Origin of the sequence: Citrobacter sp. FP75, from assembly GCF_018342065.1 — a bacterium.
Classification (GTDB): domain Bacteria; phylum Pseudomonadota; class Gammaproteobacteria; order Enterobacterales; family Enterobacteriaceae; genus Citrobacter.
Window position 1 is genome coordinate 1544743 of sequence record NZ_JAFDOE010000001.1, and the last position, 24688, is coordinate 1569430.

The 24688-nt window shown below is 48.2% G+C and carries 22 protein-coding genes; 11 read left to right on the top strand and 11 right to left on the bottom strand.

What is annotated here, in order from left to right:
- The first annotated feature begins 107 nt into the window (after nucleotides 1–107).
- Together punC and cfa are read left to right on the top strand one after the other, a co-directional pair.
- Nucleotides 108–1316: a purine nucleoside transporter PunC gene (gene punC, locus JQ822_RS07525; RefSeq protein ID WP_213132991.1), complete on the top strand. Its 1209-nt coding sequence runs from the start codon at nucleotides 108–110 to the stop codon at nucleotides 1314–1316.
- Nucleotides 1317–1601: 285 nt separating this feature from the next.
- Entirely contained in the window at nucleotides 1602–2750 is a 1149-nt protein-coding gene (gene cfa, locus JQ822_RS07530) for a cyclopropane fatty acyl phospholipid synthase (RefSeq protein ID WP_213132920.1), read from the top strand.
- A gap of 45 nt (nucleotides 2751–2795) precedes the next feature.
- On the opposite strand, the gene JQ822_RS07535 is transcribed toward cfa, so the two are convergent.
- Nucleotides 2796–3437 (bottom strand): riboflavin synthase subunit alpha, encoded by a 642-nt coding sequence (locus JQ822_RS07535; RefSeq protein ID WP_213132921.1) that lies wholly within the window; start codon nucleotides 3435–3437, stop codon nucleotides 2796–2798.
- 217 nt (nucleotides 3438–3654) lie between these two features.
- On the opposite strand from JQ822_RS07535, the gene mdtK reads away from it, so the two are divergent.
- Nucleotides 3655–5028: an MdtK family multidrug efflux MATE transporter gene (gene mdtK / locus JQ822_RS07540; protein WP_213132922.1), complete on the top strand. Its 1374-nt coding sequence runs from the start codon at nucleotides 3655–3657 to the stop codon at nucleotides 5026–5028.
- Nucleotides 5029–5072: 44 nt separating this feature from the next.
- Here the strand turns inward: mdtK and JQ822_RS07545 are convergent, their stop codons facing one another.
- The gene (locus JQ822_RS07545; protein WP_213132923.1) at nucleotides 5073–5771 is read right to left on the bottom strand and encodes an RluA family pseudouridine synthase; all 699 of its coding nucleotides are present in this window, start codon (nucleotides 5769–5771) and stop codon (nucleotides 5073–5075) included.
- 161 nt (nucleotides 5772–5932) lie between these two features.
- Between JQ822_RS07545 and JQ822_RS07550 the strand changes: the two genes are divergently transcribed.
- A complete protein-coding gene (locus JQ822_RS07550) occupies nucleotides 5933–6277 on the top strand; it encodes a DUF1294 domain-containing protein (RefSeq protein ID WP_213132924.1) in 345 nt (114 codons plus the stop codon).
- A 28-nt stretch (nucleotides 6278–6305) separates the two neighbouring features.
- Here the strand turns inward: JQ822_RS07550 and JQ822_RS07555 are convergent, their stop codons facing one another.
- On the bottom strand, nucleotides 6306–6878 hold the full coding sequence (locus JQ822_RS07555; RefSeq protein WP_213132992.1) for a TetR/AcrR family transcriptional regulator: 573 nt from the start codon (nucleotides 6876–6878) through the stop codon (nucleotides 6306–6308).
- 99 nt (nucleotides 6879–6977) lie between these two features.
- On the opposite strand from JQ822_RS07555, the gene JQ822_RS07560 reads away from it, so the two are divergent.
- The 6 genes from JQ822_RS07560 (at nucleotide 6978) to JQ822_RS07585 (ending at nucleotide 13849) form a co-directional block, all read left to right on the top strand.
- Nucleotides 6978–7868, top strand: a complete 891-nt coding sequence (locus JQ822_RS07560; protein WP_213132925.1) for an ABC transporter six-transmembrane domain-containing protein — start codon at nucleotides 6978–6980, stop codon at nucleotides 7866–7868.
- A gap of 133 nt (nucleotides 7869–8001) precedes the next feature.
- Nucleotides 8002–9111 carry an AI-2E family transporter gene (locus JQ822_RS07565; protein WP_213132926.1) on the top strand — a complete coding sequence of 370 codons (1110 nt, stop codon included), beginning with the start codon at nucleotides 8002–8004 and terminating at the stop codon, nucleotides 9109–9111.
- A gap of 117 nt (nucleotides 9112–9228) precedes the next feature.
- Nucleotides 9229–11013 carry a diguanylate cyclase gene (locus JQ822_RS07570; RefSeq protein WP_213132927.1) on the top strand — a complete coding sequence of 595 codons (1785 nt, stop codon included), beginning with the start codon at nucleotides 9229–9231 and terminating at the stop codon, nucleotides 11011–11013.
- Between the two features lie 115 nt (nucleotides 11014–11128).
- Nucleotides 11129–11932, top strand: coding sequence for a PhzF family phenazine biosynthesis protein (locus JQ822_RS07575; RefSeq protein WP_213132928.1), 804 nt, complete (start codon nucleotides 11129–11131; stop codon nucleotides 11930–11932).
- A 231-nt stretch (nucleotides 11933–12163) separates the two neighbouring features.
- Entirely contained in the window at nucleotides 12164–13168 is a 1005-nt protein-coding gene (gene trpS / locus JQ822_RS07580) for a tryptophan--tRNA ligase (RefSeq protein ID WP_213132929.1), read from the top strand.
- Between the two features lie 297 nt (nucleotides 13169–13465).
- Nucleotides 13466–13849 (top strand): cupin domain-containing protein, encoded by a 384-nt coding sequence (locus tag JQ822_RS07585; protein ID WP_213132930.1) that lies wholly within the window; start codon nucleotides 13466–13468, stop codon nucleotides 13847–13849.
- 61 nt (nucleotides 13850–13910) lie between these two features.
- Here JQ822_RS07585 and JQ822_RS07590 read toward each other — a convergent pair whose 3' ends face one another.
- From JQ822_RS07590 to JQ822_RS07625, 8 genes are all read right to left on the bottom strand, one after another.
- A complete protein-coding gene (locus JQ822_RS07590; RefSeq protein WP_213132931.1) occupies nucleotides 13911–14966 on the bottom strand; it encodes a hypothetical protein in 1056 nt (351 codons plus the stop codon).
- A 439-nt stretch (nucleotides 14967–15405) separates the two neighbouring features.
- Nucleotides 15406–16320: a LysR family transcriptional regulator gene (locus JQ822_RS07595; protein ID WP_213132932.1), complete on the bottom strand. Its 915-nt coding sequence runs from the start codon at nucleotides 16318–16320 to the stop codon at nucleotides 15406–15408.
- 173 nt (nucleotides 16321–16493) lie between these two features.
- Complete coding sequence (locus JQ822_RS07600; protein WP_213132933.1) at nucleotides 16494–17699, bottom strand: fimbrial protein; 1206 nt, start codon at nucleotides 17697–17699, stop codon at nucleotides 16494–16496.
- An 81-nt stretch (nucleotides 17700–17780) separates the two neighbouring features.
- The gene (locus JQ822_RS24555) at nucleotides 17781–19046 is read right to left on the bottom strand and encodes a fimbrial protein (RefSeq protein WP_213132934.1); all 1266 of its coding nucleotides are present in this window, start codon (nucleotides 19044–19046) and stop codon (nucleotides 17781–17783) included.
- A 33-nt stretch (nucleotides 19047–19079) separates the two neighbouring features.
- Complete coding sequence (locus tag JQ822_RS07610; RefSeq protein WP_213132935.1) at nucleotides 19080–21632, bottom strand: fimbria/pilus outer membrane usher protein; 2553 nt, start codon at nucleotides 21630–21632, stop codon at nucleotides 19080–19082.
- Between the two features lie 29 nt (nucleotides 21633–21661).
- Nucleotides 21662–22384: a fimbrial biogenesis chaperone gene (locus JQ822_RS07615; RefSeq protein WP_213132936.1), complete on the bottom strand. Its 723-nt coding sequence runs from the start codon at nucleotides 22382–22384 to the stop codon at nucleotides 21662–21664.
- A gap of 43 nt (nucleotides 22385–22427) precedes the next feature.
- A complete protein-coding gene (locus JQ822_RS07620; RefSeq protein WP_213132937.1) occupies nucleotides 22428–23018 on the bottom strand; it encodes a fimbrial protein in 591 nt (196 codons plus the stop codon).
- A 68-nt stretch (nucleotides 23019–23086) separates the two neighbouring features.
- On the bottom strand, nucleotides 23087–23611 hold the full coding sequence (locus JQ822_RS07625; protein ID WP_213132938.1) for a helix-turn-helix transcriptional regulator: 525 nt from the start codon (nucleotides 23609–23611) through the stop codon (nucleotides 23087–23089).
- Nucleotides 23612–24270: 659 nt separating this feature from the next.
- On the opposite strand from JQ822_RS07625, the gene JQ822_RS07630 reads away from it, so the two are divergent.
- The gene (locus JQ822_RS07630; RefSeq protein WP_213132939.1) at nucleotides 24271–24516 is read left to right on the top strand and encodes a hypothetical protein; all 246 of its coding nucleotides are present in this window, start codon (nucleotides 24271–24273) and stop codon (nucleotides 24514–24516) included.
- Nucleotides 24517–24688 lie beyond the last annotated feature (172 nt).

Consider the following 24688-nt stretch of genomic DNA (forward strand, 5'->3'; position numbering starts at 1 on the left):
TGCCTGCAAAAAATTTGAAATCAGTATGCAAATATTAGCGTTTCACAGTAAGAATTACACTCACTACACTCAGCGACACTGTTTTACTACTAAAAAGAGAAATGATGATGCAACCTGGAAAAGGGTTTTTAATCTGGCTGGCAGGTCTTAGCGTGCTCGGTTTTCTGGCAACGGATATGTATTTGCCAGCATTTGCGGCTATTCAGTCTGATTTGCAAACCCCTGCGTCTGCCGTCAGCGCCAGCCTTAGCTTGTTCTTAGCTGGTTTTGCCGTCGCGCAACTTCTGTGGGGGCCACTCTCCGATCATTATGGTCGCAAGCCCATTTTGCTGCTGGGTTTATCCATCTTCGCGCTAGGCAGTCTCGGTATGCTGTGGGTCGAAAACGCGACCGGCTTGCTGGTGCTGCGCTTTATCCAGGCCGTAGGCGTTTGTGCGGCGTCGGTTATCTGGCAGGCGCTGGTTGCCGATTATTATCCCTCGCAAAAAGTTAACCGCATCTTTGCCACGATTATGCCTCTGGTTGGGTTGTCTCCCGCACTCGCGCCATTATTAGGCAGTTGGATCCTGGTGCATTTTTCCTGGCAGGCTATCTTTGCCACCCTGTTTGCAATCACCCTGATCCTGATGATACCGGCTCTGCGCCTGAAGCCGACGGCAAAGGCACGTGACGATGGTCAGGATAAACTGACCTTTGCCACCCTGCTGCGCTCCAGAACATACCGTGGCAATGTGCTGATTTATGCTGCCTGCTCCGCGAGCTTTTTCGCCTGGCTGACCGGTTCGCCGTTTATCCTGAGCGAAATGGGCTACAGCCCGGCCGTCATTGGCCTGAGCTATGTGCCACAAACTATCGCCTTTTTGATAGGTGGATACGGTTGTCGTGCCGCCCTGCAGAAATGGGAAGGTCGCCAGTTGCTGCCGTGGCTGCTCGTTCTTTATGCCGTGAGCGTCATCGCCACCTGGGCGACCGGCTTTATCCCCCACGTTGCGCTGGCCGAAATCCTGATCCCATTCTGCGTGATGGCAATAGCGAACGGAGCTATCTACCCGATTGTCGTCGCACAGGCGTTACGTCCTTTCCCACAGGCCACAGGACGCGCAGCCGCATTGCAGAACACGCTACAACTGGGTTTATGCTTCCTGGCAAGCCTTGTGGTTTCCTGGTTGATCTCCACCCCACTGCTCACCACCACCAGCGTGATGCTGATAACGGTGCTGCTGGCGGCCGTGGGTTACAAAATGCAATTGCAGAAAAAAAGTGGCTCTCTGGCAGATGATGTACCTGCGATTGCGCACGGTGAATCGCATTCATAACACTTTATTATTAATTAGCTGGCTAACAACATTCTATTGAATCCCCCAAAATTGAGGCCTATACTGATTCTCAGTTGTTAAAAAAACGATAATTTTTATGTGTTAACGGGAACAAGCACGTTCCCGTTTAACCACGGATGGTCTTTTCGGTAAGGGGTTCTCCCTTCCTCTGTTCTACGTCGGATAATAGATTCACGGATTAATTCCGTGAGATTTCTCACATAGCCCAAAAAAAGCGTCTACGCTGTTTTAAGGTTCTGATCACCGACCAGTGATGGAGAAGCTATGAGTTCATCGTGTATAGAAGACGTCAGCGTACCGGATGATGACTGGTACCGAATCACCAATGAGTTGTTGAGCCGTGCGGGTATTACCATTAATGGCACCGCTCCGGCAGATATTCGCATTAAAAACCCCGAATTTTTCAAACGTGTTTTACAAGAGGGTTCGCTGGGTTTAGGTGAAAGTTATATGGACGGCTGGTGGGAATGCGATCGGCTGGACATCTTTTTTACTCAGGTTTTACGCGCCGGTCTTGAAGGCCAACTCCCCCGCCATTTTAAAGATACGCTGCGTATCGCCACCGCACGCCTGTTCAATTTGCAGAATAAAAAACGCGCGTGGGTTGTCGGAAAAGAACACTACGATTTAGGTAACGATCTTTTCACCCGCATGCTTGATCCGTACATGCAATACTCCTGCGCCTACTGGAAGGACGCCACGACCCTGGAATCTGCCCAACAGGCGAAGCTCAAAATGATTGCCGAGAAATTGCAGCTCAAACCGGGGATGCGCGTACTCGACATTGGCTGTGGCTGGGGAGGCTTGTCGCACTTTATGGCCTCGCAATATGGTGCTAGCGTGGTGGGTGTGACTATTTCAGCTGAGCAGCAGAAACTGGCGCAAGCGCGCTGTGAAGGGTTGGACGTCACTATTCTGCTGCAGGATTACCGCGACCTGAACGCGAGCTTCGACCGGATTGTCTCCGTCGGTATGTTTGAGCACGTGGGGCCGAAAAACTACAGCACCTATTTTGATGTTGTCGATCGCAATTTAAAGCAGGATGGTCTGTTTTTGCTCCATAGCATCGGCGCCCAAAAAACCGATGTTAGCGTTGACCCGTGGATTAATAAGTATATTTTCCCGAATGGTTGCTTGCCGTCGGTGCGCCAGATTGCGAAAGCCAGCGAAGCGCATTTTGTGATGGAAGACTGGCACAACTTTGGCGCCGATTACGATACCACGCTGATGGCCTGGTATGAGCGATTCATGACGACCTGGCCTGAAATCGCTGATAACTACACCGAACGCTTTAAACGCATGTTTAGCTACTACCTGAATGCGTGCGCCGGTGCATTTCGCGCCCGGGATATTCAGCTCTGGCAGGTTGTTTTCTCTCGTGGCATAGAACACGGCCTGCGCGTTCCGCGTTAGTCATTTTCGCCCCCGAATTCATCGGGGGCCAGCAAACGCGTTAGCTTAGATATCGCCAGTAACGTTGCTTGTTGTGCTTTCTCTTGCCGCCAGCACACGTTCAACGGTATCCACAACCGCCTGCGTTTGCGGGTCAATTTCGATATTAACCCGTGCGCCCAGCTTTTTCTTGCCAAGCGTCGTACGCTCCAGTGTTTCCGGTATCAGATGCACGCAAAAGCGCGTCGGCGTTACTTCCCCGACCGTCAGGCTGATGCCGTCAATGCCGATAAATCCTTTGTACAGGATGTATTTCATCAGCGACGGGTCCTGAACTTTAAACCAGATCTGGCGATTATTTTCAGATGTCAGAATTTTTGACACCTCAGCGGTGGTCATAATATGGCCCGACATTAAATGCCCGCCGATCTCATCGCTGAACTTTGCCGCACGCTCAACGTTGACCCAATCCCCGACCTTCAGGTCGCCAAGATTGGTGATACGCAGCGTTTCTTTCATCAGATCAAAGCTTATCTGGTTGCCGTTAATTTCCGTCACCGTCAGACAACAACCATTGTGTGCCACCGATGCGCCCGTCTCCAGCCCATCCAGCATGTATTCAGGTAACTCCACTACATGCGTGCGAAAATTTGGTTTCTCATCAACAGACACCAGTTTCGCGGTGCCCTGCACAATACCCGTAAACATACCTCTAACTCCTGAACGTAATTAAGACATCTCTGCTGAGCACAATAGCAGGTGAAAATTGCGGTTGCCAGCAATGCGCCGCCCCCACCTGTTTTTTCACTGGAGAATTACGTATTCCTCGCTACAATAGACTGCAATTTCCCCAGTATTTTCTTCTTGCTGCCCTCTAAGGCGGCTTTTTTAGTCTCTCAAATAACAACAATATAATGGTGTAAACGTGCAAAAGTATGTAATTGAAGCGCGTCAGTTATTAGCTCTGGCAATTCCGGTGATTCTTGCGCAAATCGCCCAAACCGCAATGGGATTCGTCGATACCGTCATGGCGGGAGGATACAGCGCAACGGACATGGCCGCCGTTGCTATCGGGACCTCCATCTGGCTCCCGGCCATTCTTTTTGGTCACGGTCTCCTGCTGGCTCTGACGCCGGTCATTGCGCAACTTAATGGCTCTGGTCGCCGCGATCGCATTGCCCACCAAATACGCCAGGGTTTCTGGCTGGCGGGCAGCGTATCCGTGCTGATCATGGTGGTCTTGTGGAACGCGGGGTACATTATCCGCTCCATGCATAACATCGATCCGGCGCTGGCCGATAAAGCCGTAGGTTACCTGCGTGCGCTGTTGTGGGGCGCGCCGGGCTATTTATTCTTCCAGGTTGCCCGTAACCAGTGTGAAGGTCTGGCAAAAACCAAACCGGCGATGGTCATGGGGTTCCTTGGCCTGTTGGTTAACATTCCGGTTAACTACATTTTCATCTATGGCCACTTTGGCATGCCGGAACTCGGCGGCGTAGGCTGCGGTGTAGCCACCGCTGCGGTGTACTGGGTGATGTTTATCGCCATGCTTTCCTACGTCAAACGTGCGCGTTCAATGCGTGACATTCGCAACGTACGTGGCTTCCAGAAGCCAGATACCGCGGTAATGAAGCGCCTGATCCAACTGGGCTTACCGATTGCTCTGGCGTTATTCTTTGAAGTGACGTTGTTTGCCGTAGTGGCATTGCTGGTTTCCCCACTGGGGATCGTTGACGTCGCCGGACACCAGATAGCACTGAACTTTAGCTCGTTAATGTTCGTCCTGCCGATGTCGCTGGCAGCCGCCGTGACGATTCGCGTCGGTTATCGTCTGGGCCAGGGTTCAACGCTTGACGCGCAAACCGCGGCAAGAACGGGGTTAGGTGTCGGTGTTTGTATGGCGGTGATGACCGCAGTCTTCACCGTGACGCTGCGTGAGCAAATCGCCCTGCTCTACAACAATAACCCTGAAGTTGTGACGCTGGCGGCACAGCTCATGTTGCTGGCCGCCGTGTATCAGATATCAGACTCGATTCAGGTTATTGGCAGCGGGATCCTGCGTGGGTATAAAGATACGCGTTCCATTTTCTTTATCACCCTGACAGCATATTGGGTTCTGGGTTTGCCGAGCGGATACGTTCTCGCGCTGACCGACCTGGTGGTTGACCGCATGGGACCTGCAGGCTTCTGGATAGGCTTTATTATCGGTCTGACCTCTGCCGCAGTCCTGATGATGCTGCGTATGCGCTACCTGCAACGCCAGCCGTCCGCCATCATTTTGCAACGCGCTGCGCGATAATCCCCGCACTAGCCGCCGCACGGCGGCTATTTTCTCTAACGCGTTCAGAACGGACTGGCATTCTGCGCGTTAATCCACTCTTCGCTGATGGGATGCTTAAAATGCAACTCGCTGGCGTGCAGCATCAGTCGCGGTGTCAGCTCAGTGCCTGGCAATGAACGCCCGCCATACAGATCGCATCCCCAGATAGCGTGTCCCAGATGCTGACAGTGAATACGCAGCTGATGGGTGCGACCGGTTTCGGGGAAAAGCTGTACCCGTGTTAGCGGCAGTACCGTCCCATCTTCCTGCGGGTGATGCAAGCGCTCAACGACCCGATAACGTGAGCGCGCGGCTTTCCCCCTGGTGGCGCATATCGACATCAGCGGGAACAGCGCCGGATCTTTGGCAATGGCGGCGTCTATCATCCCTTCATCATTGTTCAGATGTCCACACAGCAACGCGCTGTACACCTTGGTGACTGCACGCTGGCTGAACTGCTGGCACAGCGCGGCATTAATCGCCTTGTTGCGGGCAATCACCATCAGACCGGACGTGCCAAAATCCAGCCGATGAACCAGCGTGCAGCCGGGATAAATCTGAACCAGCCGGTGATGTACTGAATCCAGGTTTTGCGGGTTTTTCCCCGACAGGCTCAGCAGCCCTGTGGGCTTGTTGATGAGGAGCAGATGATCGTCCTGATAGAGGATCTCTATCTCATCATGGCACGGCGGAGCAATAAAGGTATCGATAATGGTAGACATCAGGCTGCCAGGATAGAGTGCGGGAGCAGATCATAACGAATTTCCAGCCGACTGGCGAATCAGCGTAACCTTTATGCCAGAGGTAATACCATTGTGAATCGCCATGGGTATTGCGTACAATGCGGCTTCGATACACTCTGAAAATTGCCGTGGCTGATGCTATGAATCTCAATCGCTGTTGTTATTTGTTACTGTTATTCGCGGCGATCGGCAGCATTTTTACGTCTCATCCCTTTATTGCATGGTTACTGTTCGCCAACTTATTGACGTTGGTGATTTACGGCGTGGACAAAATGGCGGCGCGAAAGGCCTGGCGCAGAGTGCCAGAATCCACGTTACTAATGCTAGGTGTTGTCGGTGGATGGCCTGGCGCGATAGCAGGTCAACAGCTCTTCCGTCACAAAACACAGAAGCAGCCATTCAAAACCTACTTTATTATCAGCGTGTTATTGAGTATCTCCGCGATGGTGACGGTTTATCAGCTCTTTCCATTCTCGCCTTCCTGAGCACGGGCAACGCGCGGACTATGCGGGTTTACAACATATGCCCGATAAAGTCGTGTAAATCGTCGCTGGCCAACCGACATTTTTCAGCTGAAGGGTGAATAATCAGGTTCTCTGAGTAGCCGTTAAGCATGGCGACGAACTGGCGCGCGACACGTTCTGCATCTGTCGCCCGGAACGCTTTCATCTCCACGCCTTCACGAATAATTCCGACTATCAATTCCATCCAGCAATTCATATTGCGCTCTGCAAGCTCGGCATAAGCGACATCATGACTCGCGAGGCGCCACAAAGAATCATAAAGCTGCCAGACGGCATCCGGACCTTCAGGAAGATAATATTTGATGATCACGCTCAGCTTTTCGCGGGATTCACGCCCGGATAAAGACTCGGTTAACTCTTCCAGCTCCTTCTCCATGTATCGCCCCAGCGCGGCAAGACGCAATGACTGCCAGCCCTTGAAGTAATGATAGATGTGGCTGCGCGAAAGACCGAGATGTTCAGTCAACTCCCGAGTCGTTACTTTTTCTATTCCTTTTTCAATAAACAGCACCACCGCGCCATCCAGAATCCGTGTTTTCAGTTCTTCTGTCTTTTTTTTCATCATTCCAACCTGCATTGACTTTGAGCAATTGCTCAAATACACTCACACTTCAATAATTGAGCGGTTGCTCAATTATTAATTTTAACAGAATTACAGATAATGATAAGCCTGAATAGTCACGAAAAATCTGCGGCCGCATACAGTGCGGTTGGCACCCTTAAATCACTGGCCCGCCGTCACAGTAAAAAACTTCTGGTCACCTTTCTTCTTGTGGTTGCCGAGAACCTGACGTACCTGTTGTACCCGCTAATGGCTGGATTTGCTATCAATGCGATTATTGCGGGTAATGCCTTGCACGCTGTTTTTTATGCCGTTGTGGTATTTATTATGTGGGCCATCGGGGCTGCCCGCCGCAGTGTTGATACCCGGACATTTACCCGGATCTATGCTGAGCTGGCCGTTCCCGTCATTCTCACGCAACGTCGGGATAATCAGAATACGTCCACCATTGCCGCACGAGTTGCGCTTTCCCGGGAGTTCGTCGATTTTTTTGAAAAGCATTTACCTGCGCTGATCACATCTATCGCTTCTATTCTGGGAGCTGCAATAATGCTGCTGGTTATTGAGTTCTGGACGGGAATTGCCTGCATTGCCATTCTTGCATTCTTTTCACTGTTCCTGAGCGGTTATACGCGTAAGAACGAAGCGCTTTTCCTGCGACTGAATAATCGACTCGAAAAAGAGATAGCCATGGTAAACAGCGCGTCTCCCTCTCCGCTCGGCAGGCATTACCGTCTATTGTCCAGGCTGCGTATTTGTCTGTCCGATCGTGAAGCGCTTGGCTATCTGTCCATCGGCATCGTGGTTGCCCTGCTATTTGGCATGACGATCCTCATCATGACGCTGGGCGGGGGTGCTGATGCTGGCCACATATACTCAGTTATGACATATATGTGGATGTTTGCCATGAGCCTTGATGACGCCCCGCAGCTGTTGGAAAAGTATTCTCAACTCAAAGATATTGGTAAAAGAGTGAACACCGGACATTAATAAATCGCGGTCTACTTACGGCGCACCCACGTCCGTTTAGCTCAACACGTCCTGGCACCACGACAGTTGCAGGTTGGTAAATCCCCTGAACAGTTCTATAGTCGGGACTGCTTCTCATTTACAGGATCCACTGATGCGCTTTAACGGACTGACCAAAGGTTTCTTCATTTTCATCCTCGCCCTCGTTACCTGGGCATTCTTTGACGTGCTGTCCCCCTACTTTTCCGCCATTTTGTGGGCCGCGATATTAACTACCATTTTTAACCCGGTGAAAAACAGACTGCGCAGCGCGCTGGGCGATCGTAACGGGCTGGCGTCGCTTATTACCATCGGCATTATCTGCCTGATTGTCTTTATCCCTCTGATGGTGATCCTGTCATCGCTGGCGCTCGAACTGAACGTGGTATACACCAAGCTGCAACAGAACAACACGCAGTTCCCGGAAGTGGTCACCGCGATCCTGTCGTATCTCCCCGACTGGGCCAGAGGATTCCTTGCGGAAAACAACCTGGATAACGTCGCGCAGATCCAGCAAAAGCTCTCCGACGTCGCATTGCAGGGTGGGCAGTATCTCGCCGGTAGCGCGTTTCTGATCGGCAAAGGAACATTCGGTTTTGCCATCAGCTTCGGCATCATGCTGTATCTGCTGTTCTTCCTGTTGAAGGACGGGCCATACCTGGTGCGCCAGATTCTGGACGCCTTGCCGCTTACCGATTTCGCCAAACAGCACCTGTTCGCCAAATTTGTCGGCGTCACGCGGGCCACGGTAAAAGGCACCGCGGTGGTCGCGATCGTTCAGGGCACGCTCGGCGGCATTGCTTTTGCCATTGTGGGTATCGACGGCAGCGTGCTGTGGGGCGCACTGATGGCGTTTCTCTCGCTGGTACCAGCCGTGGGATCGGCAATCGTCTGGGTCCCGGCGGCGATTTTCCTCTTCGCCACGCAGCAGCTGTGGCAAGGACTGTTTATCGTTGGATTCTTCGTGATTATCGTCGGGCTGGTGGACAATATTCTGCGCCCATTGCTGGTGGGTAAAGATACTAAAATGCCGGATTATCTCATTTTAATTTCAACCCTCGGCGGGATGGAGATTTACGGCATCAACGGGTTTGTTATTGGCCCGTTGATTGCAGCACTGTTCCTTGCCTGCTGGAACCTGTTTTCCGGGCGCGACCATGAAGGTAATGCGGAAGAGATAGACAAAGCCTTTATGGAAGAGGGAAAAAACTCTCCAGATTTATAAAAGCATGACGATAACAAAAGGCGGCCGCAGGCCGCCTTTTTATTTTCACGCAAAATCATACGTTTCCTATAATTTCAATCATGCACATTCATTAGTTGTCGCAAAAGGAACAAACAGGTGCGAATAGCCACAATAACAAACTGGGCCTACAGCGCGACGGTATGCCTGACCATCGCCTCCGGCGTGGTCATGCTAATGGCGTCCAGCGCCGATAACACTGAACGTCAGGCAGTTGAACAGCGATATCTCTTCGATCAACTAACAGAAGAAGTGGAAATCGATGCCTGGTCACTGTCCGATCTGGCGCGCCAGTATGTTGTCAGTAAAGATCCTGATGCGTTGCAATCCTATCAGCAGAAAGAAGCGTCGCTAAAAGCCGTTGAACACCGACTGACTAAACTGAAGGACAGCGGCGCAACGGGTGAAGAGCTGGCATTACTGCACGAAGGGTTACAAATTATTGATGCGCTCCAGAACGAACAAGAAGCCGCGCTTGCCAGCGTGGAGCGCGGAGAAGAGGCGCAGGCTATCGCTCTGCTGTTCGGCAAACCGTATGAACAGGAACTCGAACAGGCGCAAGAGAAGATAGACCATTTCCGCCAGATGCTCGACAGTCGCGCACGCAACGCCATTGAGGACGCCACGCAAACGTCCCGCATGCTGCGCACACTGTCCGAAGTTATGGTCGGGCTGACGGCTCTGCTGTTTTTGTTCGTCCTCGGTTTTATTTTAAAACGTCGCGTGCTGCGCCCCGTTGTGCGCCTGAGCGACGTCGTTCATCGCCTCGCCTCGCAGGATTACGCGGTTGAAACACCTAACTTTAACCAGATTGATGAAATCGGCGATATGGCGCAGGCTATCCGCATTTTTCGCGAGAACGGCCTGGTGCGACAGCGGCTGGAAAAAGAGCGTGACGCCGACTGGGCGATACGTGAACTGCTGGCACGGATGACTCAGCGTTTACAGGGCTGCGAGAACTTTGCCGACGTTATCAATGTTGCCCAACTGTTCGCGCCGAATATTGCCCCCGGCATCGCCGGACGGCTCTACATTCTTGACCGGGACCCGTGGCAAATGCGCTGCGTCGCCGAATGGCTTTCACCGCAGGGAAAAGCGGATGCCTTCCACCCGGATGAATGCTGGGCCGTGCGTCGCGGGCAGAGTCATCCCCCGGTTCACGGCGAACCGGATATCGCCTGTTACCACCTGCCGGAGTCATGCCAGGATCACGCCCTGTGCGTTCCGCTGATTGCCCAGGGCGAGGCTATCGGCCTGCTCTCATTCCAGAATCTCAGCAATGACACCGCGCCTTCCCGTGCATATCTGGAGCTGATGGCGGAAGCGCTCGGTCTGGCATTAGCCAACCAGCGTCTGCGCGATGCGTTACTGGAAAAAGCGCTCTACGACCCACTGACCGGCCTGCGTAATCGCCATCATCTGGACGACACCTTACGCACCCAGATGGGTCAGGCGATACGTAATCACGAACCGATCAGTTGCCTGATGATTGATATTGATCACTTCAAAGATATCAATGACCGTTTCGGCCACGAGGCGGGCGACGGAGTGATCAAAGGCGTTGCCGCCATTATTCAGCGCGCCGTGCGCGACAGCGGCATGGCCTTCCGCTACGGTGGTGAAGAGTTTCTGGTCCTGCTCAGCGGCATGGATGAAGACGAAGCTAACGGCATGGCGACGGACATCTACAACGGCGTGCGCGAAATGACGCTGCGCTTTGGAACATCGGACATCAGTCATATTGATGTGTCTATTGGCGTTGCCTGCTACCCGCTGCACGCCCAGAGCGACAACCTGTTGCGTGCCGCAGACGTGGCGCTGTATCGCGCAAAAGAGTTGGGCCGTTCACGGATTGTGAGCTTTGGTATGCTGGAAGCGAGTTAAACGCTGACACGCCTCGAAGATTATGAGCTGCTACAGCATAAAAAAATACGAAATTGCGCGTTGTCATGGCATGGTAGAGCGTGAGCAGCCCGGAGAACGATAAGAGGATTATGCGATGAAGCTCGTTGATTTTTACATGATAGATGCCTTTACCAACACCACTTTTGGTGGCAACGCCGCAGCGGTATGCCCCCTCACTGAATGGTTGCCCGATGAGACATTATTAAAAATGGCTCAGCAACATAACCAGTCAGAAACCGCCTTCTTTGTCACCACCGATAGCGGCTTTGAGCTACGTTGGTTTACCACTCAGGGTGAGATCAATTTATGCGGGCATGCCACACTGGCTGCCGCGCACGTCATCTTTGAACATCTTGACTACCCGGATATCTCGATTCATTTCGATACCCGGTTTGTTGGCCCGCTTACCGTGACGCGCAGTGGCGAATGGCTGACGCTTGATTTCCCCGCCTGGAAAACCGAATCCGTTACACCGCCACCATTGCTGCTGGAAACACTGGGTATCACGGAATGCAAAGAGGTACGCGTGGCACGCGATTATATGGTCGTCATGGAGAATCAGCAGCAGGTTACCGCAGTACGCCCGGATATTCATGCCATGCTTCCACTGGGGAAAATGGTCTGCATTACGGCGCCGGGCGACGGAGAATACGATTTTGTCAGCCGTTTCTTTTGCCCGGGAGAGTCCGTCGCGGAAGACCCTGTCACAGGTTCGGCGCACAGCATGCTTATCCCATATTGGGCTGAAAAACTGAACAAAACACAGATGCTGGCCCGTCAGGTATCCGAACGTGGCGGAGATTTACGCTGCAAATTAATGGGCGATCGTGTCCATATCGGTGGACAGGCCACAACGTACCTGACGGGCAAAGTGCTGTTGCGCGAGAACGTGCGATAACAATAGTTGCCGCGCAAGAAAGCAGAACCTGCGCGGCTTTACCTCTTCATCATGCCGTGATATGTTCATCCAATGAATACAAAACACAATGTAAACAGTTTTAATCACAACCTGTGGTGGCAGCCTTCTTAAAGGCGGCCAGAATGTGTTTTCCCCATTTTAAATAACCGCCGAAAGGCGGTTATTTACATTTAAAAGACGCCTTTCGGTTTGCAACTTAAGGAGTCTGACATGAACAACAAAACCATTATTCTTACTGGCGATCGTCCAACCGGTCCGCTGCATCTCGGCCACTTTGTCGGCTCGCTACGCCAGCGCGTTGCCCTGCAACACGATTATCAACAGTTTGTGCTGGTTGCCGATCTTCAGGGCCTCACCGATAACGGCAGCAATCCGCAAAAGGTCCGCGACAACATTCCCGAAGTTCTCGCCGATTATCTCGCCGCAGGAATTGATCCCTCACTGACGACACTCTGTTTACAGTCTGCACTCCCTGCCCTTACCGAGCTAACGGCGCTTTATATGAACATCGTTACTGTGGCGCGCGTGGAGCGCAACCCAACGGTGAAAAACGAAATTGCGCAGAAAGGCTTCGCCCGCTCGCTGCCGGTTGGCTTTCTGGTTTATCCCATCAGTCAGGCGGCAGATATTACTGCCTTCAAAGCGAAAGTGGTTCCCGTTGGCGACGATCAATTGCCGATGATCGAACAGACAAATGAAATCGTGCATAAAATTAACAGTCTGTTACCCACGCCCGTTTTACACCATTGTAAAGCCATGCTGAGCGATACCAGCCGCCTCCCGGGTATCGACGGCAACGCCAAAATGTCAAAATCGCTCGGCAATACGCTGCTCCTTTCTGCCAGTGAAGAGACGATTCATCGCGCGGTCAGTGCAATGTACACAGACCCTCACCATTTTAAAGTGACCGACCCTGGGCAGATAGACGGCAACATGGTTTTCACCTATCTGGACGCATTTCACCCGAACAAAGCAAAAGTCGCAGAGATGAAAGTGAACTATCAGCAAGGTGGATTGGGGGATAAAACCTGCAAAAACGAGCTGGAGGTTTGTTTACAAGAACTCATTGCGCCCATGCGCGAACGTCGTGCAACCTACATTCAGGATAAAGGTATGTTGATGGCGCTATTGCAAAATGGGAGTGAGCGAGCGCACGACGTCACGCAGAAAACATTAAGGGAAGTGAAGCTCGGGCTGGGCCTACCCGTTTTCTGAAAAACGCAATTTTCCGCTTCTCAACAACACCATCTCTTGCTTGCAGAGCAATATCACCGCCTGACGCCCCTTTACACGATAGGACGTCAGGGCTCTTTTCACCGTACGGCGATTCGCCCCAGATTCCAGCATCTGTAAACACATCAGGGAAAGCGCATGGTTGTTTTTCATCAAAAATTCACTTGGTTGAGTTAGCCAGTACCGTTGCGGCAGAAAGCCGATATTTTACGCGATTCCAGGCACGACTGATATAATTGAAGTGCGGCCATGTGCGTAATCAAGCTAAGGAGGTGCGCAATGGACAAAGCAGATGTGAAGTCATTCGATATACCGGACGAAGTTCGTGAGTTTGCGAATGGACGCCTGGAACTTCTCAATATCGGCGGTGCAATAGTCGGGCGTGCGGTGCTGGAGCCCGGCTGGCGGTGGGCAACATCGATCCAGTCGATTGCGGGAACTAAGAGTTGTGAAGCCCCGCATTTTCAATATCACGTTGCCGGAGTGCTGCGGGTAAAAATGGATGATGGCAGTGAATTTGATTGCCGCCCCGGCGATCTGTCACGCATCCCTCCAGGGCACGATGCCTGGGTCGTCGGGGATGAATCCGTGGTCATTGTCGACTTCCAGGGCATGGTCGACTGGGCCAGACATAAAGATGCCAGTTGCAACGACTCGCCATAACGTCAAAAAGCCCCGGATGACGCAACATTCGGGACTTGTTGAAAATGGCATCAGACACGTTTTACAACCTGCCAGAATAATCGTTAACCCGACTGAATATCTTTTCCCGATACGCTTCCAGGTGATGCTTTTGCAAAAAGTTGTCCAATTCCTGAGCCCAGCGAGTGCCCTCGCCCAGAATAGCCCGGCTACGGGTTGAGGCGTAGAAATAACGCGTGTCATAGAGGTTTATCAACGTCTGGTTGATGGCATTAATACTCGCTTCGGTATTATTGCGCTGTTGCTTTTCCAGCGCCCGAAGGATGCGTTCCCGGTGTACAGGATCGCCCGCGATGACACGCTCATTCAGCTCGCTTACCACTAAAAATGAGGGCGGGATCTCTTCAGTTATCGCCGCCTGTAAACGGTAATGTCCATCCAGAATGACAAACGATCCCAGTCCGCCGATAAACCAGATCAGTATGGGCGGCAACGTCCCTTCACGACATTTTTTGCGCCACCATTTCAATCTTCCGGCATCCGCGTCGATCGGATATCGCCCAAGCAGAAGATCATTTCCCCACCACCAGTCAGCCAACCTGACCTTTTGCGGATGCACGAGATCGGGGAAATCTTCACCATACAACGTCCAACGGACGCCAACATTGCCGACGCTTTCAGGTGAATCAAAGCGCCACTCTTTTACAGATACAGACTGTTGTAATGAATAAGGTGATGAACGTGGGGTTTGCACCATCGGGCTTAATAGCCAGCGGTGAGAAGACAAAAGCGGCACAGGCGCATGCATTAATTGATGAGAAAAAAATCGACACCATTCGCGGCTCCAGGCCTCCTGTCCTTTGCTTTTTATCCGTTCGATGTTCTGTGATGTCACTGCGGGCAATAGTCCCTGACTACCCGGATGATCCGTATTGAACACTACCCAGGCGCCCGAATGGTCTTCCCGCATCGAAGCCCAGAAGAGCATCTCTGCGCCGGCCTGCAGTGCCATTCGCCCATTACACCCACTGAGCATTTCCAGGGCCAACGGGATTTTCGGGTTTTCCTGGAGCGTCAACTCGAGACCCTGCCAGTGATCATTGCGATCAAACAGGTCTTTCCACCAATATTCAGTCATTATCATCATCCCTGAGAAACATGACTCTATTCTAACCGCTTCACTGAGCTCACGTAAGAGCCCACATTATGCCCCCAGCGCACAGCCTGAATAAAAAACACGCTGCAAAATCAACAAAATATAATCAACTTGCTTAATTACTCTGCAATTACACAGGAAAAAAACAATCAGTCGTAAACTCAAGTACATACATATAAATCAGTAAGATAAGAAATTGCAGGGACAGTTAATAGCGGGGTATAGCAGCTATTAATGTGTCCCTTTTCATGTCCCTGCCCTTAAAAATGCCCCCAAATTTGCCCCCAAACCTTGCTTAAGGTTCATATGAAATGGTACATAGTCCCAGATTCTACTTCCATTTTTACGATAGAGTCCTCTTCATCATTGTTCAGACAGATAACAGCATGCTTATCTCAGCAGCATCGAGGTTATGCTCGATTTAACTCAGAAATTTTTCTTTTAAAATTTTAACCAGCTCACTAATGACTGGATCCTTAAGTCCATCTTTATGCACGTTTAGTGCAACTGGCACCACATTGTCAAATTCAAAAGCTACGGACAATTTTTTCAAATCAAATGCCCCGCTATAAAAATCGGCAAGTTGGGTGGGGACAAGACAAAGTAGGTCTGTTAATGAAACGGCAGATATTAATGAGACTATGTTTGATGATCTATACGGGATACTCAGCACCGAAAGCACATCATTGTTGAAAACTGGTACCGATTGCGCAGATAGCTCAGCATAGGATATCCAGTGAACTAATTCTTCATTTCCAAGGCTGTCGATATCTACACTGTCACCCTTTATCCTTGAGTGCGCTCGACGACACATTAATGTTGCTCCTTTAATCAAACCCATAGATTGCATAATCGAGCGGTCGGCCTCAAGAGGCGTACCAAAATCAATATCTACAAATCGTTTGCGAAGCGCATCCAGCCGATGTTCCTGCGTCGTTCTGGGGTAGACAAAATCCACAGTACATTGGTTAAAAATGGGATTCCTTTCCATCATCTGGTTAACAAGCCAGACCTCAATTAATGAATTCGTTCTGATCCGATAAATTTTCCCAATGCCTGCGTTAGTGTAAACTCCTTGTGAATCATCAAGTTCAATCAAATCCAAAGCTGTACGATACTTTTTATAAAGAAAAATAGCCTTCCCGGTAGGCCTCATACCCTCCCCGGTGCGTACCATCAAAGGGTCCCCGTAATATGTTCTTAAGCCTCCGAGCGAATAGCTTATTACTGAGTTTGCAACGCCAAGTCTTTTCGCCGCTTCGGAGACACTATGGGTTTCAACTAAAGCACAAAGAACAGGTATCAAATTAAGATTCAACGCTTTTTTTCTTGTCATTAAAACACCTTGCTATCCAGTGGCATAAATACATTATAGTTGATCTTAATGCAATTCAGACATATTAATTCAGCCTGAAATTTAAAGTTGTAAGTCAACGTCCTTTATGTATGTTTTAAAATGCGTTATATTAGTTTTTTTCAATTCCATTTTATGTTAGATAAAGGAATTCATCACTCATAGCTTGCTACAATTTCAATTGCGGCATTGGCTGTTCCTGCCATGACTTCACCATCAATGCGAACATACCTCGCGGCCATTTGAATAGTATTATCGCCACCTGTAAATGCGTTACCGTCTATAGGCGTCGGAGTCGAGCGGAAGTTATTGTTGATATCACTTACATATACTGAACGGTCTAATAAAACCGGATTGACCGGTATTCCATCAGACTGTGATGAAAAACTTCCCCACGCAAGTTGTATTCCATATCCTTTAGCCCCCGAACCATCTAAGCCGATTATTCCATTATCTGCATCAACGATCGCAGTATAAGGAATGATGTTCAATTTTACCCTTCCGTTCTGCAAATTATTTTTAGATGTCACCTTAGCTGACGGTCCAGGGCCAAATGGCGACTCCCCTGAATTATTCATTGCAGAAGCACCGCCATACCCATGCGCATCTTTGCAAAATAATTTAAAACTGGCATCTTTCCAGGGTGAGTTTTCATTCCTGACCCCAGGCTGGCGACCCATTTTAACTACCACACCACCACCTTCAATTTCACACGTACCGGGTTGGAAGATTAATGTCGCATGCAGTTTTCTTGAGCTTGCAATGTAAATATTGCCATCTGCATAGATTCTATCTTGCACATCCTCCTGGCTCTTAAATGTGTTCCCCGAAGATTGTAGTATCTGCGCAACCAAAGGACCAGTGACAGATAATGAACCTGAATAAAGAGGGATTTCACCCGGGATTTTCCAGAATTTTATCCTCGCCACAAGTGAATAGCCAGAATATTTATTTGTTGCCCCAATTTGGGTAGTGTATGGATAGACAACAAGTGAGGTATTTTTACTATTGTCACTAATTGATATGCCAATACCAGAAGTGTTTGTAGGATAAATATAATCCCCAGAAACATAATTTAATGACACTAATCCCTGCTCTATTATTGTTTCATAAAGATATGCACCGCTATCACAGGAGGTAAGATTCTGTCCTAAATTGACATTATCCTGAGTGTAAATCACCGTATAATCAGGTATATGCGACCCCACCGTAATTGCTACATCTTCTGGGGTTAACTCAATAACGCTATTAATGCTTGACCAGGGATCGTCTTGTTGGGTGCATGTAATTGTCTTAGCATATAGAAACGAAACCCCTGACCATAAAAATAATACACCAATAAGATAAAATCCATTTTTCATAAATGAAAATCCCCTTTAAGACTCTTGCTACCACGCTATCATCACGTATCTTATATTTAGTAGTTCATTTAAGCCTAACTATTATTCATAACTAGCCATCACTTCAATAGCAGCATTTACCTGACCTGGAACGACTTTCCCGGTGGTTTTAACATAACGTGCAGCCATATTAATCAAGTTATTCTGAGAAGATGAAGCATTACTACCATATTCATAAGGACCATCTCTGAAATTGCTGTTTAGTGCTGATATATTTACCGCCGTACCAAAATTAACTGGATTCGGAGGAGTATTTGACTGTTCAGATGTTGGACCCCAGGCAAGTTGTATACCGACGCCCTCAGCACCTCCACTGTTTAGGGACATAATCCCGTGTTCAGGATCAACAACTTCAGAATAAGGAATGATTTGGATTTTTACCGTGTTGTTTTTTGTATTATTAGAACTCACTGAACCATCTTCAGTATCATTCTCGTTGTATGCATTATGAACAGCGCCGCCATAACCATATGCAGTCGGACAATTAAGAGAAAAGCTTGCATCAACCCATGGCGTAATACCAACCTCCGAAGATGGAATTTTTCCCATATGCACAATCTGAGCTGAGTTAGTCAATTGGCATGTACCCGAGGTAAACTGTGTGTTGCCTACTAATGTGCGACTAACATATACACATGTTCGTTCATCTAAACGATCTGATGGACATTTTGATATTGTATCGGAACCAGTCGCCTGTACCACCTCATTAAATACAGGCCCAGTAAAATTTATTGCATTCGTCTGATAGGTATATTCAGGTGTTTTCCAAACTTTGATTGTCACCCACAAATCCACAGTATAATCCGGCATTCTGGAATATAATAATGTAATATCTGGCCACTGCAATATCGTCTCCTTATGGCTAGAAGTTGCACTATTAAAAGAAACACCGATCCCTTTCACTGTTGTGGGATAAATTGTATAACCGGAATAGGAATAAATAGTTCCTGCAGGGACGTTTGTTATTGTATAACCTATACCCTCCGTACCTGGGGGACATGAAGGGCGTATCCTATTCGGCCCGCCAATAATACTAGTATCAACGGTATATAATAATGCAAATCCTCCTCCAGTATTTGGGGAAGTGATGTTTATCCCTGAGTGTGGTATCTCATAATTCCCTCCTACATCCGTTATACCATCACAAACCAATGCGGAAGCACGAGTTGTAAAAAAACAGGAAAGCACAACCATAATAATGATTGATAACAATACTTGATATATTATTTTCATACTCGACTCAAATACTTTACCCACACAAATAACAAAGCATGACGAAAAATTTCTATCCACAAAAACAAGTGACACATCCACCTCCAGACTAAAAAAATAAACAAGGACTTATTGGCATGCACTTGAAAAACGCTGAAAAGAATTTTTATTTACTGAATTCGGAGTTGATAATGCATACGCAACCTGGCACTGATGCTGCGTGCCCTCTCCCCATCTAATGGTTAATTTACCTTTGGTTCTACTGACTTTTACGTAAATAACGCCCCCTTGAGATACCGCGCCAATATAGGTGTTATCATCATCGAAAATATCTGCACCGAATGGCAGAGGTTCTCCTTTCCATGATGATGTGATTAGCAGTGGTGTGCCTGTTTGAGTATTAAACTTCACTTTCACTACCGAGCCTGCCCGCGGCACAACATCCTGAGAAGTATTATCAAAGTCCACGCCTAAATCGGAACCTTCCGGATCAATGGCAACATGGTTCAACTGATACGGCATCAGTGACGGCGACAACGCATAACCTGAAGAATCGACAGTCGCGCCACTTGCTCCTGACACTTTTGCCCCTTCCGCCCCTTTAGCTTCAATCAGCGCATAGCTATCACTACTGTACGGAGAGAACGTAATACCGCCGGAGTGGGCAACGATCCCCCCCTTCATCCCTACAGATGTGCTGCTATATCCACTACCAGCGCTGTAACTTCCGTCCAGCGTGGCCCTGCTGCCTTCCCACGAACCACCCACGCTTCCTGATGTGCCTGAGTTGTTATCATGCGCCGCGTTAAGGTTATAGCTGTACTGACTGTCGTCCCCCAGAGATCCCGTCAGGCTGAGTTGCTCCCCTTTACTGCCACTGTTATCCTGGTTATATCGTGCATTCAGGTAGGGAGTTCTCCCGGCATGGCCAAATGAAAGCGGCATCGAGAAACTCAGATACCACATGGTCTGGTCTTCGCCGTCTCCCGTTTTATTCCTGCTGGCGTTCACACTGTAGTTGAGCCATTTATAACTGTTGGAATATCCAATCTGATACTGCGTGTTATATCCGTTCTGGCTGTTCCAGTAGTTTTGCATCGATGCGCTGATGTAGATATTCCCCCAGTTAGCTGGCAGGCCCTGATTCAGACTCAAAGAGAATTGATTCTTTGACCGCCAGACAGAATCCGGATTATCGCCATGCGAAATAGCATCCCGCGTCTGCATGGCGGTCTGTAAGTCCATATAGCCTGCGCTGGAAAACCGATACGCAGCAATAGTGATATTACTGTCAGTTTCCTGAATCAGCTTACTGTAACTCACCCGATAACTCTGCCCGGTCTGTTTACCTGTATCTCCACCGAGATCGCTCCATGCCTGGGTGACATCGGCACTGACAGCCCCCGCGCCGGTACCTATCGCGGTACCCATCTGCGCTGCATGATAATGATTACTCACCTGCGTTCCTGCATAGGCAGTCAGTATATTTGTTATCCCGCGCATAAATGTCACCTCATAGAAAAGAGGCTTTTCTGCCGAGTCATAATCACGCAACTTGCCTGTCGTAATGCTGTATTTTTGCGCCCCAGGACGTAATGACTGGGCAACAGATGCATAAGGGACAGAATATTGTTGCTGAGAACCATCGGCTTCTTCAACCGTAACGTCCAGGTCTCCGCCATAGCCTGTTGGCTCAAGATCGTTAATGACAAAAGCACCAGGGGTGACCGTTGTCTGATAAACAATATTTCCCGACTGACGCACGGTGACTTTGGCATTTGTTTTTGCCACCCCTCTGATTTCCGGGGCATAGCCGCGCTGAGACTCCGGCAACATACGGTCGTCGGTGACCAACTGCGCACCGGTAAATGAAACCGAATTAAACAGCTGCCCTGACGTATAATATTGCCCAAAAAACAGGTGCCCGGGTAAGAATGTTGTGTCTTTCTCGACATAACTGTTGGAGCTCTGATAACCGCCCCCGGTATCCTGTGTCCAGCTATAAGAGCCATTATGTCTGAAATACCACTGGCCAATATTCAGCCCGGCATTCAGTGAAGTGTAAAATGAACGGGATGCACCACCATTGTCATAGTGAGAGTCATAGCCATTCATATAATACCCCAGCATAAATGCGGGGATCCCGCTGTCCCAGAGTTTCGGATCCACACCCCCACGCGCAACGTGTTGCATATATATTTGCGGAACTTCAATGACCAGTTGCTGTTTGTCCGTATTAAATTTAACGCTTGCATCCGGGATAAGATGAACAATATCAACACATTCGGTTGAGTCTTCTATGGCTTTTTTGGCCTCTACCGGTATCTTTCCTGTATCAAGGCTAATTAACTTTACCAGCTTGAGCGTAATACAGGGCGAAACCTTTTTTTTGTCTTCGGCAAAAAACCTGATCTCCTCATGTGAAATCAACTGGTCATTAACCAAAATATCAACTTTATATTTTCCAGGCAGAACACTGGAGCCATAGGCAAACCGGCTGACGTCAATTTTATTCTGACTGTCCTGGCGTAATAACTGTGAATCAAATTCTACAGCGTTGTTTTCAATATCAGTTCCATCACTACCTTTTGCTGCAAAAGATATAAAAAAAAGAAAAGGAACTGAACACAGGCATGTCAGGAACAAAGAATTAAACCTTTGCCCAGTTTCTTCAATCTTCACAGTAAGCACCAGTCCCAGACTCAGGAAAATCAGCTTTTAGCTTTATAAATAACAGGAACGCCATAATCATTTATCGCGCTGAAAGAGAGAGAACTCATGTTCCCGGTATTTTTAAGTCTGAAATTTTTCGTTCCACCCGGTAAAAGCATGTCACCCTTGATACTCGACGAGACGCTTTTATCTTTATAATCGACAGTAAAGATCGTGATCACATAACTGGAGGGATTCTGAACGCTGACGCCGTCACCATTAAAGTGCCAGTGTAATGCCTCCGGGGCCTGATCGCTGTTACCCGCTAGCCCATCAGGCCGGTAAAACAATTTAATCCGGGTACGAAAGGCAATATTAAGTTGTTGCTGCGTGGCATCAGTGTTTTTAGCTTTAGCTGGTATTTCAAGGACATTAAGCCACAGCACGGACTCTCTGTTTGTAGGTAAAGCAGGGACCCCGGTGTAACTAATCCGTATCGTTTGCCCGTTGCCAGGATCCACCCGGTTAATCGGCGGAGTCAGAACAAATGGCACCGATATGCGTTCCGGCGACATGCTTTCATCGCCAGTATCAATCCAGCTCTGAATTAATACTGGCTTTTTATTTTTATTGGTCAGATTTACAGTAACTTCACTTTTGCTTCCCTGATAAATAACTCTGGTTCCATCGATAACAATACTGGCGTGACTAATCTGGCTGAATAACATACTGACAGAGAAAGCACAGAATACTTTCAACATCTTTTTATTTAAGTAATACATAAAGAAATTACACCTAACTTTACCAGGGAATAAGATAATAATTTTATTCGTACATCAGATCGTATACTACACTGCCATGCACGGCCCCAACCGTTGCGCCACCCGGCACTGAAATATACTCAACAGCATAAGGCATGCGGGCTGTCTTACCGGTTGTATCAATAGTGACATACCCGGCCGATGTGATTTGATCGGTATCGCCGGCTTTAATCACACTATTCGATGTTTTATCAATAAGGCGCAACTGCACATTTGTCGCTGGGGTCGTTGCGGTCGACGTATTATTCAGATAGCCCGACGCCGTATCGACGTTGTTCGCGTCCGCACCTCCTGAGTTGCTGCCCTCGAAAAAGGTGGCCACTTTGGTATATGTGCTTGTCCCCATATCACAATTTTGCGCAATAAGCGCAAAATCAGTACGACCTGCTGTCGCTCCCGCCCCAGTAAGAATCGAACTCGAGACTGGCGGAAGATTAACGGTACCGGTGCCTGTTGTTTGCCCTTCAATAATAACATCACATGTTGCTGCCGTGATTTCGCCCTCAAAGGTAATCGTATTGCTCGCGGCGTAACACTGACTCCCCATGTTCAGCGCTATTATTGCGCTGATAGACATCATCATTTTTGATTTCATTTAACCACCCCACTTAATTGCTTATTTGGTATTTAATCCCGTTATTTACATGCGCAAAATGAATCTATTTAGTTCATCAAAAGATATAACTCCCTGAACGTTCTGCAATTAAACTTCTTTATAATTTTATATTTATAGACGGTTACAGTTTTATAACAAAGCATTAACTCACTCGCAATTTCATGTAATGAACGGCCTTTCATTAGTCGCGATAGTATATCCTCCTCTCTTTCTGACATTCTTTTCTCTGGACTACCCTCTCTTTTTTTCATTTCACCAGAAAGTAAACGATATTTTACTTCAAATATTTTAGAAAGTATTTGTGCTGGAAGTAACTCAGAATACAAACAAACTCTAAAAAAAACCTTGCTAAAATGAAATATACTTATGTCAAAGAAGTCATCCTGAAGTGGCGCCTTTTTATTGACTAATAAAAGGAATGCAACCTCAGCTTGCTTAAAACGATTTAAGAAAAATGATATCTGTTTCTTTTGCTCAAATGATATAAAATGGCTATCCATAATCACAATCATTTTATTTCTTTTTATATCCCCCACACCATTTAATAAAGCAATGAAATAAGAATAGTCCATTGCTGTTACAATTTTCCTGACATCTACAACATGGCTACTACCAAGCAGAGATACTATTCCATATTGCAGATAATAATTCTTCGAACATATGAAAAATGTACACGACATTAGCATTGCTTCCATGCTTCTTAAGTGTGCTAATAATAACACCAGTTAGAATATAAAAAACCTAATCACAAATTCTATAAAACTGTAACTTATTGAAAAATACAAGCTTAGTGTGAAAGTTCATCAAAACAATTACATTCATTAAACTAATGGGTCAAAACCACCAAACCTTCCCAATACACTCAGGAAAGGAATGCGTCGCACCTCGTCTGGGGATACGGAGCTAAAACCGACTTGCACGAAACCACCCGGAAGATAGTGACCGTTTTCCCTATCGATAGCATATCTATTTTCGCCCCGGAAGCTGACCTGTCTACGTTGACCAAGCTACCGGAGACCTGCCCAAAAGGGATTAATAATGGTCTGGTACTACTTTAAAGCCCCTGGCATACAGATAGAAAATGATTTTACCAAAACGTATTGACCGATCGCAGTGTAGCTGGAACGCATAAGTTTTGTGACATACATCAACTAATTATCGTCGCGATGTTAATTATCAGAGCTAATGACCGCAGTTATAGATCAAGAGTGGATAATTGTATGGAGTTCTTATGGTTTCATCAGTAAATCGTGTTGGATATGGGTACATTGATAGTGTTAATTACTTTAACGACAAGACGACACCTCCAGCATCGAAATCAACATCAGGTCAAATCTGCCCTCAGACAGGTTTATGGAAGAATGAGTCTTACAAGGTTGTTACAAGTGTCGATAAGGGGGAGGCGATGCCTCAGTATCAAGGGCAGGATGTTGAGTGGGTGTTTGAGCACACAAGTAACAATGAGGATGACATGTAATTCGCCGGTAACGTTGAAAAAAAGTGGTTACGCTTAAATTATTTAATGACATGACCGCAATTAACAGATGATGAGATGTAGCTATCTTAGAGACTGTAATTTAAACTGTGTATCTGCCTGTTTTTGATATGTTCATTCCAACAACGGAGACAGGCAAATTATGGACGAAAAG

Coding starts and splice junctions, on each gene's coding strand:
- punC (WP_213132991.1), top strand. CDS start 108: ATGCAACCTGGAAAAGGGTTTTTAATCTGGCTGGCAGGTCTTAGCGTG.
- cfa (WP_213132920.1), top strand. CDS start 1,602: ATGAGTTCATCGTGTATAGAAGACGTCAGCGTACCGGATGATGACTGG.
- JQ822_RS07535 (WP_213132921.1), bottom strand. CDS start 3,437: ATGTTTACGGGTATTGTGCAGGGCACCGCGAAACTGGTGTCTGTTGAT.
- JQ822_RS07545 (WP_213132923.1), bottom strand. CDS start 5,771: ATGTCTACCATTATCGATACCTTTATTGCTCCGCCGTGCCATGATGAG.
- JQ822_RS07550 (WP_213132924.1), top strand. CDS start 5,933: ATGAATCTCAATCGCTGTTGTTATTTGTTACTGTTATTCGCGGCGATC.
- JQ822_RS07555 (WP_213132992.1), bottom strand. CDS start 6,878: ATGAAAAAAAAGACAGAAGAACTGAAAACACGGATTCTGGATGGCGCG.
- JQ822_RS07560 (WP_213132925.1), top strand. CDS start 6,978: ATGATAAGCCTGAATAGTCACGAAAAATCTGCGGCCGCATACAGTGCG.
- JQ822_RS07565 (WP_213132926.1), top strand. CDS start 8,002: ATGCGCTTTAACGGACTGACCAAAGGTTTCTTCATTTTCATCCTCGCC.
- JQ822_RS07575 (WP_213132928.1), top strand. CDS start 11,129: ATGAAGCTCGTTGATTTTTACATGATAGATGCCTTTACCAACACCACT.
- trpS (WP_213132929.1), top strand. CDS start 12,164: ATGAACAACAAAACCATTATTCTTACTGGCGATCGTCCAACCGGTCCG.
- JQ822_RS07585 (WP_213132930.1), top strand. CDS start 13,466: ATGGACAAAGCAGATGTGAAGTCATTCGATATACCGGACGAAGTTCGT.
- JQ822_RS07590 (WP_213132931.1), bottom strand. CDS start 14,966: ATGACTGAATATTGGTGGAAAGACCTGTTTGATCGCAATGATCACTGG.
- JQ822_RS07595 (WP_213132932.1), bottom strand. CDS start 16,320: ATGACAAGAAAAAAAGCGTTGAATCTTAATTTGATACCTGTTCTTTGT.
- JQ822_RS07600 (WP_213132933.1), bottom strand. CDS start 17,699: ATGAAAAATGGATTTTATCTTATTGGTGTATTATTTTTATGGTCAGGG.
- JQ822_RS07615 (WP_213132936.1), bottom strand. CDS start 22,384: ATGTATTACTTAAATAAAAAGATGTTGAAAGTATTCTGTGCTTTCTCT.
- JQ822_RS07620 (WP_213132937.1), bottom strand. CDS start 23,018: ATGAAATCAAAAATGATGATGTCTATCAGCGCAATAATAGCGCTGAAC.
- JQ822_RS07625 (WP_213132938.1), bottom strand. CDS start 23,611: ATGGACTATTCTTATTTCATTGCTTTATTAAATGGTGTGGGGGATATA.
- JQ822_RS07630 (WP_213132939.1), top strand. CDS start 24,271: ATGGTTTCATCAGTAAATCGTGTTGGATATGGGTACATTGATAGTGTT.